The sequence below is a fragment of the Enterobacter sp. RHBSTW-01064 genome (genome assembly GCF_014103035.1).
GTDB classification, from domain to species: Bacteria; Pseudomonadota; Gammaproteobacteria; order Enterobacterales; family Enterobacteriaceae; genus Enterobacter; species Enterobacter mori.
Map to the genome: position 1 here is coordinate 250,060 of NZ_JABXOU010000006.1, position 14,450 is coordinate 264,509.

Annotated in this window: 14 protein-coding genes; 4 read left to right on the forward strand and 10 right to left on the reverse strand. The window is 57.0% G+C overall.

Going from position 1 to position 14,450, the window contains the following annotated elements; genetic code table 11:
- Positions 1 to 30 precede the first annotated feature (30 nt).
- Positions 31 to 1,416 carry a DNA repair protein RadA gene (gene radA / locus HV355_RS18565; protein WP_182402947.1) on the reverse strand — a complete coding sequence of 462 codons (1,386 nt, stop codon included), beginning with the start codon at positions 1,414 to 1,416 and terminating at the stop codon, positions 31 to 33.
- Between the two features lie 74 nt (positions 1,417 to 1,490).
- A complete protein-coding gene (gene serB / locus HV355_RS18570) occupies positions 1,491 to 2,459 on the reverse strand; it encodes a phosphoserine phosphatase (RefSeq protein WP_025757501.1) in 969 nt (322 codons plus the stop codon).
- A 117-nt stretch (positions 2,460 to 2,576) separates the two neighbouring features.
- Between serB and HV355_RS18575 the strand changes: the two genes are divergently transcribed.
- Positions 2,577 to 3,221, forward strand: a complete 645-nt coding sequence (locus HV355_RS18575; protein WP_182402949.1) for a YtjB family periplasmic protein — start codon at positions 2,577 to 2,579, stop codon at positions 3,219 to 3,221.
- 39 nt (positions 3,222 to 3,260) lie between these two features.
- Entirely contained in the window at positions 3,261 to 4,277 is a 1,017-nt protein-coding gene (gene lplA, locus HV355_RS18580) for a lipoate--protein ligase LplA (protein ID WP_182402951.1), read from the forward strand.
- 85 nt (positions 4,278 to 4,362) lie between these two features.
- Here the strand turns inward: lplA and deoD are convergent, their stop codons facing one another.
- The 4 genes from deoD to deoC form a co-directional block, all read right to left on the reverse strand.
- A complete protein-coding gene (gene deoD, locus HV355_RS18585; protein WP_010427122.1) occupies positions 4,363 to 5,085 on the reverse strand; it encodes a purine-nucleoside phosphorylase in 723 nt (240 codons plus the stop codon).
- 105 nt (positions 5,086 to 5,190) lie between these two features.
- Entirely contained in the window at positions 5,191 to 6,414 is a 1,224-nt protein-coding gene (gene deoB, locus HV355_RS18590) for a phosphopentomutase (RefSeq protein ID WP_010427124.1), read from the reverse strand.
- Positions 6,415 to 6,467: 53 nt separating this feature from the next.
- Positions 6,468 to 7,790, reverse strand: a complete 1,323-nt coding sequence (gene deoA, locus HV355_RS18595; protein WP_042716514.1) for a thymidine phosphorylase — start codon at positions 7,788 to 7,790, stop codon at positions 6,468 to 6,470.
- Positions 7,791 to 7,899: 109 nt separating this feature from the next.
- A complete protein-coding gene (gene deoC / locus HV355_RS18600) occupies positions 7,900 to 8,679 on the reverse strand; it encodes a deoxyribose-phosphate aldolase (RefSeq protein WP_220470750.1) in 780 nt (259 codons plus the stop codon).
- Between the two features lie 262 nt (positions 8,680 to 8,941).
- On the opposite strand from deoC, the gene HV355_RS18605 reads away from it, so the two are divergent.
- Complete coding sequence (locus HV355_RS18605) at positions 8,942 to 10,489, forward strand: YjjI family glycine radical enzyme (protein WP_148400830.1); 1,548 nt, start codon at positions 8,942 to 8,944, stop codon at positions 10,487 to 10,489.
- On the forward strand, positions 10,464 to 11,324 hold the full coding sequence (locus HV355_RS18610; RefSeq protein ID WP_182402954.1) for a YjjW family glycine radical enzyme activase: 861 nt from the start codon (positions 10,464 to 10,466) through the stop codon (positions 11,322 to 11,324). The genes HV355_RS18605 and HV355_RS18610 overlap by 26 nt, the downstream gene beginning before the upstream one ends.
- On the opposite strand, the gene HV355_RS18615 is transcribed toward HV355_RS18610, so the two are convergent.
- From HV355_RS18615 to osmY, 4 genes are all read right to left on the reverse strand, one after another.
- Positions 11,319 to 12,101: a TatD family hydrolase gene (locus tag HV355_RS18615; RefSeq protein ID WP_182402956.1), complete on the reverse strand. Its 783-nt coding sequence runs from the start codon at positions 12,099 to 12,101 to the stop codon at positions 11,319 to 11,321. The genes HV355_RS18610 and HV355_RS18615 overlap by 6 nt on opposite strands.
- On the reverse strand, positions 12,098 to 13,150 hold the full coding sequence (locus HV355_RS18620) for a patatin family protein (protein ID WP_126816015.1): 1,053 nt from the start codon (positions 13,148 to 13,150) through the stop codon (positions 12,098 to 12,100). Before HV355_RS18620 ends, HV355_RS18615 begins: the two co-directional genes overlap by 4 nt.
- Positions 13,151 to 13,272: 122 nt before the next feature.
- Positions 13,273 to 13,434 (reverse strand): DUF1328 domain-containing protein, encoded by a 162-nt coding sequence (locus HV355_RS18625; protein WP_003856556.1) that lies wholly within the window; start codon positions 13,432 to 13,434, stop codon positions 13,273 to 13,275.
- Positions 13,435 to 13,561: 127 nt separating this feature from the next.
- Positions 13,562 to 14,179 (reverse strand): molecular chaperone OsmY, encoded by a 618-nt coding sequence (gene osmY, locus HV355_RS18630; protein WP_108417146.1) that lies wholly within the window; start codon positions 14,177 to 14,179, stop codon positions 13,562 to 13,564.
- Positions 14,180 to 14,450 lie beyond the last annotated feature (271 nt).

Sequence of the window (14,450 nt, forward strand, 5' to 3'; positions counted from 1 at the left end):
ACGGTGCCTCCTGCAAAATCGAATACGTAATTATAAGTCGTCAAGGACATTTAACGCATCTGCGAGTTTTTTCACGCCAAATACCTGCATCCCTTCCGGGATTTTTTTCGGCACGTTGGCGGCGGGAACGATCGCCCGGCGGAAGCCGTGTTTTGCCGCCTCGGAGATACGCTCCTGACCGCTGGGCACCGGACGGATTTCCCCGGCCAGGCCCACTTCGCCGAAGACGACCAGATCCTGCGGCAGCGGTCTGTCGCGCAGGCTGGAGACCATCGCCAGCAGCAGCGCCAGGTCTGCGCTGGTCTCAGTAACTTTGACGCCGCCGACCACGTTCACGAAAACGTCCTGATCCGCCATCTGCAGCCCGCCGTGACGGTGCAGTACCGCCAGCAGGATCGCCAGACGGTTTTGTTCCAGACCGACCGCCACGCGCCGCGGGTTGCCCATCATCGACACATCCACCAGCGCCTGAATTTCGACAAGCAGAGGGCGCGTCCCTTCCCACAGCACCATCACCGAGCTGCCGGAGGTGATCTCATCGCCACGGCTCAGGAAGATGGCCGACGGGTTGCTGACTTCGCGCAGCCCCTGTTCGGTCATGGCAAACACGCCCAGTTCGTTCACCGCCCCAAAGCGGTTTTTATGGCTGCGCAGGGTACGGAAGCGGGAATCCGCGTCGCCGTCAAGCATCACGGAGCAGTCGATACAGTGTTCAAGCACCTTCGGCCCGGCCAGCGAGCCGTCTTTGGTCACGTGGCCGACCATCACAATCGCCACGCCGCGCGTTTTGGCAAAGCGCGTCAGGTATGCCGCGGTTTCACGCACCTGCGCGACGCTGCCCGGCGAGGACTGAATGTCCGCCATGTGCATCACCTGGATGGAGTCGATCACCATCAGCTTCGGCTGCTCTTCTTCGGCGATCATGCAGATCTGCTCGATGCTGGTTTCGGAGAGCATGTTCAGGTTGGCGGTTGGCAGACCCAGGCGGTGCGCGCGCATCGCCACCTGCTGAAGTGACTCTTCGCCCGTGACGTACAGGGTTTTCATCTGTTCGGCAAGCTTGCAGAGCGTTTGCAGCAGCAGGGTCGATTTACCCGCGCCCGGATTACCGCCAATCAGGATGGCGCTGCCCGGCACCACGCCGCCGCCGAGCACGCGGTCAAACTCTTTGAAGCCGGTGGAGAAGCGCGGCAGCTCTTCGAGGCTGATGTCCGAGAGCTTTTGCACTTTCGACACGCCGGCGTTGCCCGCGTAGCCGCTCAGGCGCTCGTTGCGGGCCACGCTCGGCGAAGCCGCCACACCACGCACTTCGGTGATGGTGTTCCAGGCATGACAGGCGCTGCATTGCCCCTGCCAGCGCGGATAATCCGCACCACATTCATTACAGACAAATGCGCGTTTTGGAGCTTTCGCCACGGTTTACCTCGTTATTTCTGTGCGGCCTGCGTGCCGGGTGGCGCTTAGGCTTACCCGGCCTACAAAGCAGACCGTTATTTCTGATTAAGGCTGCCGGAGAGAATGCAGAACACCCCCATCAGGTCAGCGTGACGGATAGTCACTTCCGTCTTTTCATTCACTTTTGGCTTGGCGTGGTAGGCAATGCCAAGCCCGGCCGCTTTGATCATCGGCAGGTCGTTCGCGCCGTCCCCGATGGCGACGGTCTGGACGACCGGAATTTCATATTTTTCCGCCAGACGTGTCAGCGTATTGGCTTTGTACTGGGCATCCACGATATCGCCGATCACCTGGCCGGTCAGCTTGCCGTCCATGATCTCCAGTTCATTGGCCACCACGGTGGTCAGGTGCAGTTTTTCCCGGAGGTAATCTGCGAAGAAGGTGAAGCCACCAGAGGCGATCGCCACTTTCCAGCCGAGGGACTGCAGCTTCAGCACCAGCTGCGTTAATCCGGGCATCAGCGGCAGCACGTCGCGCACCTGACGCAGGATGTTGGCGTCGGCCCCTTTCAGGGTCGCCACGCGCTGGCGCAGGCTGGCGGTGAAATCCAGCTCGCCGCGCATCGCACGTTCGGTGACTTCCGCCACCAGCTCGCCGCTGCCCGCCAGCTTCGCAATCTCGTCGATACATTCGATCTGGATCGCCGTAGAGTCCATGTCCATGACCAGCAGACCTGGGGTTTTCAGGTGCGGAATTTTACCGAGCGGCGCGACGTCCAGCCCGGCGTCATGCGCCAGACGCGTTGCGCGCTGCGTCAGGGAACCCGCAAGGCGGATGACCTGGTAATCTTCCACACACCAGGCGGCGACAATCACCATCGCAGCCCCCAGTTTGCTTTGGTACTGGGTCAGGCGTTGCTTGTCCAGACCGCGTCCGTACAGCAGCCAGCCGCTACGACCGGCGTGGTAATCCAGAGGCATCACCTCATCGCCACTTAAAGAGAGCGGCAATCCTGGCCATAAAGAGACATCCGTTGGCAGGTCGCACCAGGTAATGTTCGGCATTAAAGCTCCTGTAAATTCGTTCGCGCCGGAAGGTTCCAGAGGGAAAATAACGCATGAGGCTACCCTGTAACCATCACTTCTGGCAACATTAAGCCGTAAATTTTCAGCAGGTGGAATATGGCTCGCGCAAAACTGAAATTCCGGCTTCATCGCGCCGTGATTGTCCTGATCTGTCTCGCACTTCTGGTGGCGCTGATGCAAGGGGCATCGTGGTTTAGCCAAAACCATCAACGGCAACGTAACCCGCAGTTTGAAGAGCTGGCCCGCACGCTGGCGCGTCAGGTCACGCTCAACGTTGCCCCCTCAATGCGTACTGAAACGCCGGACGATAAGCGGATAAGCCAGGTTTTACGTCAGCTCACTGAAAACAGTCGTATTCTGGATGCCGGCGTTTACGATGAGCAAGGCGACCTGATTGCCCGCGCGGGCGAGCACGTTAATGTGCGCGACAGGCTGGCGCTGGACGGCAAAAAAGCCGGGGGTTATTTTAACCAGCAGATCGTCGAACCCATTCAGGGCAAGAATGGCCCGCTGGGCTACCTGCGCCTGACGCTCGATACGCATACCCTGCCGACCGAAGCCAAACAGGTCGATAATACCACCAATATTTTGCGTCTGATGCTGCTGCTCTCGCTGGCCATTGGCGTTGTGCTGGCGCGTACTCTGCTTCAGGGCAAGCGTACCCGCTGGCAGCAGTCACCGTTCCTGCTGACCGCCAGCAAGTCGGTTCCCGAAGACGAAGAGAGCGAGAAGAAAGAATAATGATAAAGTAGGCGAATGACTCAGAAAAGGAACTTTGCCATGACGACGTTACGCCTGCTTATCTCTGACTCTTACGATCCCTGGTTTAATCTCGCGGTGGAAGAGTGCATCTTCCGCCAGATGCCCGCCACCCAGCGCGTGCTGTTTCTCTGGCGCAATGCCGATACGGTCGTTATTGGCCGCGCGCAAAACCCGTGGAAAGAGTGCAATACGCGGCGTATGGAAGAGGACAACGTCCGCCTGGCGCGCCGCAGCAGCGGAGGCGGCGCGGTATTCCACGATCTGGGCAATACCTGCTTTACCTTTATGGCGGGCAAGCCGGAGTACGATAAGACCATTTCCACGTCTATTGTGCTCAACGCGCTCAATTCACTCGGCGTCACGGCGGAAGCCTCAGGCCGTAATGACCTGGTGGTGAAAACGCCTGACGGTGACCGGAAAGTCTCCGGCTCCGCCTACCGCGAAACGATGGATCGCGGCTTCCACCACGGCACCCTGTTGCTGAACGCTGACCTGAGCCGTCTGGCGAACTACCTGAATCCTGATAAGAAAAAGCTCCAGGCTAAAGGGATTACCTCCGTGCGTGGGCGCGTAGCGAATCTGGTAGAACTGCTGCCGGGGATTACGCACGAGCAGATTTGCGATGCGATCCGCGAGGCGTTCTTTGCGCACTACGGCGAGCGCGTGGAAGCGGAGGTAATCTCTCCAGATAAAACCCCGGACCTGCCCAACTTTGCTGAAACCTTCGCCCGCCAGAGCAGCTGGGAGTGGAATTTCGGTCAGGCACCGGCGTTTTCACACCTGCTGGATGAGCGATTTACCTGGGGCGGCGTGGAGCTGCATTTTGACGTCGAGAAAGGCCATATCTCTCGTACCCAGGTATTTACGGATAGTCTTAATCCGGCACCGTTAGAAGCGCTGGCGGCTCGTTTACAGGGCTGTTTGTACCGGGCGGATATGCTGCAGCAGGAGTGCGACGCGTTGATCGGCGATTTCCCTGACCAGGAAAAAGAGCTGCGGGAGCTGTCGGCGTGGATTGCACAGGCCGTGCGCTAGTAAAAAAGCCCGCTGGCGCTGCGCTTAGCGGGCCTACAAAACCGTAGGCCGGGTCAGGCGAAGCCGCCACCCGGCACAACAGTTCTTACTCTTTATCGCCCAGCAGAACAGATTCCAGCGCGATTTTGATCATGTCGTTGAAGGTAGTCTGACGCTCAGCAGCGGTGGTCTGCTCGTGGGTACGGATGTGGTCAGACACGGTGCAGATGGTCAGCGCTTTCGCGCCAAACTCAGCCGCCACGCCGTAGATACCCGCCGCTTCCATTTCCACGCCCAGGATGCCGTATTTTTCCATCACGTCGAACATCTCGCCGCCGTCCGGCGCATAGAACAGATCAGCAGAGAAGATATTGCCCACGCGCGCCTCAACGCCCAGCGCTTTCGCCGCGTCAACCGCGTCACGCACCATGCCGAAGTCAGCAATCGCTGCGAAGTCATGATCTTTGAAACGCATACGGTTAACTTTGGAATCGGTGCAGGCACCCATACCGATAACGATGTCGCGCAGCTTAACGTCCATGCGCACCGCGCCGCAGGAGCCCACGCGGATGATTTTCTTCACGCCGAAATCGGTGATCAGCTCTTTGGTGTAGATAGAGCAGGATGGGATACCCATACCGTGGCCCATCACGGAGATTTTGCGGCCTTTGTAGGTCCCGGTGAAGCCCAGCATGCCGCGAACGTTGTTCACTTCACGCACGTCTTCCAGGAAGGTTTCTGCAATGTGCTTCGCGCGCAGCGGGTCGCCCGGCATCAATACGACGTCAGCGAAATCACCCATTTCTGCATTAATGTGAGGAGTTGCCATCTTCAGTTCCTTTTCATTTGAGTTTTTTTTGCCCGGTGGCGCTTCGCTTACCGGGCCTACGGTTTTGTAGGCCGGGTAAGGCGCAGCCGCCACCCGGCAATGACCTCAGAACATAGCCTTGCCATATTCCATGTCAGACGTACCAAAATATTTCGCGATAGTCTGCCCGATGTCCGCGAAGGTTTCACGGTGACCGAGCGAGCCCGGCTTCACTTTCGGGCCGTACACCAGCACCGGAATGTGCTCACGGGTGTGGTCGGTACCGGTCCAGCTTGGGTCGCAGCCGTGGTCAGCGGTCAGGATCAGAATGTCATCTTCCCCCACCAGCTCCATCAGCTCCGGCAAACGACGGTCGAACAGTTCAAGACCGGCGGCGTAACCTGCGATATCACGACGGTGACCCCAGGATGAGTCGAAGTCCACGAAGTTGGTGAAGACAATGGTCTTGTCACCCGCTTCTTTCATCTCTTTGATGGTGGCATCGAACAGCGCATCCAGACCGGTGGCTTTCACTTTTTTGGTGATACCGCAGTTGGCGTAGATATCCGCGATTTTACCCACGGAAACCACGTGGCCGTCTTTCTCTTCAACCAGCTTCTGCAGCACGGTCGGTGCCGGTGGCTCAACGGCCAGGTCGTGACGGTTACCGGTACGCTGGAAGTTACCCGCTTTGTCGCCGATAAACGGACGCGCGATCACGCGGCCGATGTTGTAGCCACCTTCGGTCAGCTCTTCACGGGCGATTTCGCACAGTTCGTAGAGTTTATCCAGACCATAGGTCTCTTCGTGGCAGGCAATCTGGAACACGGAGTCGGCAGAGGTGTAGAAAATCGGCTTGCCGGTTTTCATGTGCTCTTCGCCCAGCTCGTCCAGAATCACGGTACCGGAAGAGTGGCAGTTGCCGAGGTAGCCAGGCAGATTGGCACGCTTCACCAGCTTATCCAGCAGCTCCTGCGGGAAGCTGTTCTGGTGATCGGAGAAGTAGCCCCAGTCAAACAGAACCGGCACACCGGCGATTTCCCAGTGACCAGACGGAGTATCTTTACCGGAAGAGAGCTCGTGCGCCCAGGCGTAGGCACCCACGACTTCCGCGTTGCCGTCCATACCGGCTGCGATTTTACCGGTAGAGCCTTCGTGCGCTTTCACCAGCCCGAGGCGGGTCAGGTTTGGCAGGGTCAGAGGACCTTTACGACCGTTGTCCGCTTCGCCTTTGGCACAGGCTTCCGCGATGTGACCCATGGTATCGGAACCCACGTCACCAAAACGATCAGCATCTTCGGTTGCGCCGATGCCGAATGAGTCCAGCACCATAATAAATGCACGTTTCATAATTGTTCTCCGTACGTAGTGCTTCAAAAAATAGCGATCAGATCAGTATACAGTTATTCAGTGATGCGGCGATAGACAGTCGGTGTGGTTTCCGGTGCTTTATCGTCAAGCGTGATTGCCGCTTTCACCGCTTTTGCCGCATCCTGCCAGCTGGCTTCGTCTTTCGCGTGGATCACCGCCAGCGGACGTTGACCGTCAACGCTGTCGCCCAGACGCGCCATATCGGTAAAACCGACGCTGTAATCAATGGTGTCCGATGCCTGACGACGACCGCCGCCCATCGAGACCACCGCCATGCCGAGCGCGCGGGTGTCCATTGCGGAAACGAAACCTTCGGTATCTGCGTAAACGGCTTTGCTGAGCATCGCGGTTGGCAGGTATTTCGCGTAGTTTTCGACGAAATCGGTCGGGCCTTTCTGCGCCGCAACCATGCGGCCAAAAATTTCCGCCGCTTTGCCATTGTCCAGCACCGCCTGCAGTTTCGCGCGCGCTTCTGCATCGTCTTTGGCCAGCTTGCCGGAGATCAGCATCTCAACGCACAGCGCCATGGTGACGTCGAACAGACGCGGGTTACGGTATTCACCAGTGAGGAACTGTACCGCTTCACGCACTTCAACCGCGTTACCGGCGCTGGAGGCCAGCACTTGGTTCATATCGGTGAGCAGCGCGGTGGTGCGCACGCCTGCGCCGTTGGAGACGCCAACGATCGCTTCGGCAAGCGCAGCAGAAAGCTCATAGGTCGGCATAAACGCGCCGCTGCCCACTTTTACGTCCATCACCAGCGCGTCCAGCCCTTCAGCCAGTTTCTTCGCCAGGATAGAGGCAGTGATCAGCGGGATGGAGTCCACGGTCGCGGTAATATCACGCGTCGCGTAGAAACGCTTGTCTGCCGGAGCAAGAGAGCTGGTCTGGCCGATAATCGCCACACCAACGTCTTTAATAATGTCGCGGAAGCGGCCGTCATCCGGGAAGATATCGAAGCCCGGAATAGCTTCCAGTTTGTCGAGCGTACCGCCGGTGTGGCCCAGGCCACGCCCGGAGATCATCGGGATGTAACCGCCGCAGGCTGCCACCATTGGGCCGAGCATCAGGGAGGTTACGTCGCCCACGCCGCCGGTGGAGTGTTTATCCACAATCGGGCCGTTGAGGTTGAGGCTTTTCCAGTCCAGAACGGTTCCTGAATCTCGCATCGCCATGGTCAGCGACACGCGCTCAGGCATCGACATATCGTGGAAGAAAATGGTCATCGCCAGAGCCGCAATCTGACCTTCAGAGACGGTGTTATCACGAATGCCATTGATAAAGAAGCGGATCTCTTCGTCGCTTAATGCATGACCATCACGTTTTTTACGAATAATTTCTTGTGCGAGAAACACGGTAACCTCCATGCGGAATCGGGGGAGTTGTGGCGGGTGGCGCTACGCTTACCCGCCCTACGATCCTGTAGGCCGGATAAGCGAAGCGTCATCCGGCATTGTCTGGCAATCAGTAGCTGCTTGCGCTCTTACCGTCGCCGTGACCCAGCGCTTTCAGCAGGCTGGCCAGCAGGCTGGACGCGCCGAAGCGGTAGTGACGGGAATCGGCCCAGTCGGAGCCGAACAGCTCGTCGGCAATCGCCAGGAACTGCTGCGCGTCTTCAGCGGTACGCACGCCGCCCGCAGGTTTGAAACCAACGGTTTTGGACACGCCCATATCACGGATCACTTCCATCATGATGCGCGCGCTTTCCGGGGTGGCGTTAACCGGCACTTTACCCGTTGAGGTTTTGATGAAATCAGCACCGGCATTAATGGAGATTTCAGACGCTTTACGAATCAGCGCCTCTTCTTTCAGTTCGCCGGTTTCGATGATCACTTTAAGCAGCACGTTTGCCGCCGCACACGCATCTTTACAGGCTTTCACCAGGTCAAAACCGACCTGCTCGTTGCCCGCGATCAGCGCGCGGTACGGGAACACCACGTCCACTTCGTCTGCACCGTAAGTAATCGCCGCGCGGGTTTCTGCCAGCGCAATCTCGATATCATCGTTGCCATGCGGGAAGTTAGTTACGGTTGCAATGCGCACGTCCGGCGTGCCCTGCTCTTTCAGCGTCTTACGGGCAATCGGGATAAAGCGCGGGTAAATACAGATGGCTGCGGTGTTACCCACCGGCGTTTTCGCCTGATGGCACAGGGCGATGACTTTTTCATTGGTGTCGTCATCGTTCAGGGTGGTCAGGTCCATCAGTTTCAACGCGCGCAGGCTGCTTGCAGTTAAATCGGTCATAACATTCTCCAACGGCAGTGCCGTATAAATTTTACCTTGCGGGTCTGTGAGTATTCTAACATTCACCCGCATCCACACTTCGACATTCATCACAGTTAATGAAAACTGCGTACAAATTTGCATTACTGTAATGAGATCTTCTTCAAACTTTATCGCGCTAACTGCTGACTAAAGCAGCGATACCCCCTGTCGGATCAAAAGCCCCAACAGGCTGGCTTTCTACAATCTGTTCATCATCCGCAGAATATTAAAGGAAGCGCACATGCCCCACTCCAGCCTCGACGCCCTGCAACAACGTTGCCAGCACATTGTGACAAGCCCGGTGTTAACGCCTGAGCAAAAACGTCATTTTCTGGCGCTGGAAGCGGAAAACGATCTTCCCTATCCCGCCCTGCCGCAGGCAGCACGCGCCGCGCTGGACGAGGGTTTTATCTGCGACATGTTCGAAGGCCATGCGCCTTACAAACCGCGCTACGTTCTGCCGGATTATGAAAAATTCCTGGCTAACGGTTCAGAATGGCTGGAGCTGGAAGGGGCGAAAGACTTTGATGACGCCCTCTCGCTGTTAACCATCCTTTATCACCATGTTCCGTCCGTCACATCGATGCCCGTCTATCTGGGCCAGCTGGATGCCATTCTGAACCCATATGTTAGAATTCTAACACAAGAAGAGATCGATAGCCGAATAAAACGTTTCTGGCGCTATCTCGACAGAACCCTGCCAGATGCCTTTATGCACGCCAATATCGGCCCGGCAGATACCCCCGTCACACGCGCCATTCTGCGCGCTGATGCAGAGCTGAAGCAGGTTTCGCCGAATCTGACCTTTATCTACGATCCCGATATCACCCCGGACGATTTGCTGCTTGAGGTGGCGAAAAACATATGTGAATGCAGTAAACCGCATGTTTCCAATGGTCCGGTGAATGATAAAATTTTCACAAAAGGTCGCTATGGCGTGGTGAGTTGTTACAACTCTCTGCCGCTTGCAGGCGGTGGCAGCACCCTTGTACGCCTTAACCTTAAGGCCATTGCCGAATACAGCGCTTCTGCCGAAGACTTCTTTACCCGCACGCTCCCGCACTACTGCCAGCAGCAAATCGCCATCATCGATGCGCGCTGCGATTTCCTGTATGCGCAATCTGGCTTCTTTGAGAATAGCTTCCTGGTGAAAGAGGGGCTGATTGACGCCGATCGGTTTGTGCCGATGTTTGGCATGTACGGTCTGGCGGAAGCGGTGAACGTGCTCTGCGAGAAGGAAGGCATCGAGGGGCGTTACGGTAAAGACGAACAGGCTAACGCGCTGGGGTATCGCATCAGCGAGCAGCTCGCGGCATTCGTTGAAAACACACCGGTGAAGCACGGCTGGAAGCATCGCGCGATGCTGCATGCGCAGTCGGGGATCAGTTCGGACTCGGGTACCACGCCGGGCGCGCGTCTGCCTTACGGCGACGAGCCGGATCCTATCAGCCATCTGCTGGCCGTTGCGCCGCATCACAAGCACTATCACGCCGGGATCAGCGATATTCTCACTCTGGAGGAGACGGTCAAACGCAATCCTCAGGCGGTGGTTCAGCTTTGTTTGGGCGCGTTCAGGGCCGGTATGCGTGAATTTACCGCTAACGTGGCGGGTAACGATCTGGTACGCGTCACTGGCTATATGGTGCGATTATCGGATCTGGAGAAATATCGGGAAGCGGGTTCGAGAACCAACACTACGTGGCTGGGGGAAGAAGCCGCACGCAATACCCGCATTCTGGAACGTCAGCCGCGCGTGATAAGCCATGAACAGCAGATGCGCTTTAGTTAGTCAGGTCATTCCTTTTTCCTGCGTGGACGGGCCGGGCAGCCGCCTGGCGCTGTTCCTGCAGGGCTGTAACCTGCGCTGCAAAACCTGCCATAACCCGTGGACGATCGGCCGCTGCAACGACTGCGGCGACTGCGTGCCCCACTGCCCGCACGATGCGCTGACCCTTCAGGCCGGGCGCGTCTGGTGGCAGGAGAGTGACTGCCACCAGTGTGATACCTGCCTTCACCTGTGCCAGCAGCAGGCAACGCCTATGGCGCACCGCTTCAGCCTGGAAGAGATCCTCACTCAGGTCCGCAAATCCGCCCCCTTTATCGAAGGGATCACCGTGAGCGGCGGTGAAGCCACAACGCAACTGCCGTTTTTGATTGCCCTGTTCACCGCGATCAAAGCCGATCTCGCCTTGCGCCACCTGACCTGTCTGGTCGACAGCAACGGTCTGTTAAGCGAAACCGGCTGGCAAAAGCTGCTGCCGGTACTGGATGGCGCGATGCTGGATCTCAAGGCGTGGGGGAACGAGCATCACCGCTTCCTGACCGGGCGCGAAAACCCGCAGATTAAGCAGAGCATCCGCTGGCTGGCAGATCGCCACCGTTTGACGGAACTTCGCCTGCTGGTTATTCCAGAGCAGTGTGATTACCTGGAACATCTCAAACCGCTAGCGACCTTTATCCACGGGCTTGGGAATGTGCCGGTGCGCATCAATGCGTTTCATGCGCATGGCGTTTACGGTGAGGCGGCGTCATGGCGCAGCGCCACGCCCGACGACGTTGAACCGCTGGCGCGGGCGCTGGAAAAGCAGAAGATAACGGTGATCCGTCCGGCGCTTTATCTATAGCGTGATGCCAAATACCGAACGGGTGTTTTCAAGCAGCGCATCAGCAATCACCTCTTCAGGCTCCTGTCGCAGTTCACACAAGGTGGTAAACACGCGCGCCGCCTGTTCCGGGCGATTCGGCTGCCCCTGAAAACCATTCAGCGGCATATCGGGCGCATCCGTTTCCAGCAGCAGCGCCGACAGCGGCAGCCGTGCCATCACGTCACGGGTTTTACTGGCGCGCGGATAGGTAATGGTGCCACCGACGCCAATGTGATAGCCCAGCTCGATAAAACGCTGCGCCTGCTGCAGGCTGCCGGAGAAACCGTGTACGACGCCCCTTCGCGGCAGATCGATGCGTTTCAGGTGCATCGCCAGCTTATCGTGCGTGCGTCTCGAATGGAGGATCACCGGCAGATCGTGACGCTTCGCCAGCCTGAGCTGCGCGTCGAGGATCGTCTGCTGGCGCGCGAACTGCGGGTTCTCGCGATAAAGATCGAGGCCGATCTCACCGATGGCAACCAGTTTCTTCTCCGCCGTCTGCAAAACAGCGTCCAGCCTGTCGAGATGTTCGTCCAGATGATGTTCGATGACGATAGGATGCAAACCCAGTGCGGCATACAACGCGTCGTGACGGCGGGCGAGATCGAGCACGCGTTCGAAATACGCCGCTTCAATCGCGGGCACAATAATCGCGTCGACGCCCGCCCGTGCGGCGCGATCGATGCTCGGCACCTCGTCGCCGGTGAAGGGGGGAAAATCAAAGTGACAATGGGTATCGACAAAGCGGTGCGTCACGCCAGATCCTCGTTATCCAGTGGAACATCGTTCGCCTGGGGAATATCCACCAGCGGCACGGTCAGCGGGTCGTTGGCGACAATCGCTGGCGGGGTGATAATGCGTTTATGCCGATGCAGAGGCGGCTGTTCAGCCAGCATTTTCCCCACCGTCGCCAGGAAGTAACGTCCGCACAGTCTTCCCGTCTTGTAATCCATGCGCAGCGCAGGAATACGGCTGCCGAGCGCCATGCTCAGCAGCGGCTTAGGCGGATAGATTTCAAAAATACGCAGCTTACCCGGCGGTTTTTCAATGAAGCGCTGCATCGCGCCGTAGGTGGTTTCATGCTGCTTCGCGATGTTCACCAGCGGCTGCAGGCTGCTGTCGCCCAGCCAGCGCTCCATGCGTTTGAACCACTGCGGCGTGTAATACATTTGCGACGGTACGGTTCGGATCACCACGATGGTTTTCGCCCCGCGTCGGGCGGCCTCCTGTACCGGCACCGCGTCACTGATCCCACCGTCCAGATAGCTGATGCCATCCAGCAGCGCACCGGTTCGATAAAAACCGGGAATCGCGCTGGAGGCGCGGATAATATCCAGCCAGTTCTCTTTCTGCGGCGAAAAGTAACCCGGCGAATAATCATCACCCCGGCTGGCGCACATCCAGAACTCTTTTCCGGCATCAAACAGACGGGCGGCGGTGTCCATCGCCAGCGGCATCTGACTGGACGTGGAATCCAGTAGCCAGTCGAGATCGATCAGGTTCCCGCCGCGTACGAAGCGCACCGGGTTAAAAAATTCTTTTGCCGTGGTGTAGCGCATAATCACTTTGCGCGCGTAGCCGGGCTGGTTGCAGACATAAGCGGAGAGGTTCTGTGCCCCGGCAGAGGTACCGAAGTAGAGGTCAAACGGGTTGAACTGCGCGCGCATAAATTCATCCAGCACGCCCGCGGTGAAAATGCCGCGCTGGCCGCCACCTTCACAAACCAGTGCAAGTTGACCCGTGCGGAACGGTTTTAACGTCAGCGGCGCAATATTGCCGAGCGTAACGGGAATTCGCTGCCCCACCTCTGCCTTCCTGTTTTCATTATTGTGTTCAGACACAGTAACGCCATCCCATCAGGTTCTCAAACGAGAAAAAGCCAGTCACGAGGACTGGCTTTACTTTGTTTATGAAATATTGCGTTTTGCTAAGGACGGCGTCGACCTGTAAACAGGCTGACCAGGAACAGAATAATACCAACGACGAAGACAATTTTTGCTGCCCATGCCGCTGTACCCGCCAATCCACCAAAGCCCAAAGCGGCGGCAATTAACGCGATAACCAGAAATATAATGCCCCAACGAAACATAAGCTTCTCCTTTACCATAGTTAATGTCGGCCGCTAAACGTGAGCGCTCAGGTCACTCACCGGCGTTTTTCCAGAATCGTTCTTATTTCGCCCGCAGGCCTCAGCCAGACGGGCGAATGGTGAAGATTTACTTCGCTTTCAGATCGTTTTTAACGCTTTTCACACCATCAATCGCTTTCGCAATAGACTCGGCACGTTCGATTTGTGCCTGGGAATCAACCGTGCCGGAAAGCTGCACCACACCATCTGTGGTTTCTACTTTCACCTTGCGGGAAGGCACGATGTCATCTGCTAACAGTTTAGCTTTGATTTCGCTGGTGGTTGCCGCATCCCCGGCATAACCCTTCACGGAGGTGTCTTTAGCGTCGCGAACGTGCAGCTTATCGCTAACCGATGCGACACCCTCGACACCCTTCGCCACGTTAACAGCCTTTTCGGCCTGAGCCTGGCTTTCCACGAAGCCGCTCAGGGTGACGACTTTCTTGTCGGTCTTAACGGAAATATCGGTGCTCTTGATGGCTTCATCATCCACCAGTGCGGCTTTCACTTTTGCTGTGATGGAGCTGTCATCCATGAAATTACCGACTTTATTCATAGAGCTATCGATTTTTTCCCCTGCGGTGTTGGCAGTGGACTGTGCTTTATCCATGGTGCTGCTTTCCGCCAGGGCAGAACCGCTAACCAGAACGCTACCCAGAGTCACCGCCAGCAGAGTTTTAGAAATCTTCAGTCTTGTCATATTCATCGATGTATTCCTGTGTTTTGCTCGTCATTCGAGCGACAAACGTCCTTTATTACTAGTTTTATATTTCGCGAATAAGCACACGGGTGAAATGGAGAACCTAAAGTCATGCATTGAACAGTTTATTCATCCACGCCCGGTGCTAAACACTGAGTTAAATATAGATCACTCTCACAGTGTCGCTTTCAGAATCGGATAGAAAATGAGCAAAAGGCGTGAAATTGCCATGAATTAAGAACATTCCGCAAGGGATTAATAAGACAGGAATTAAAGA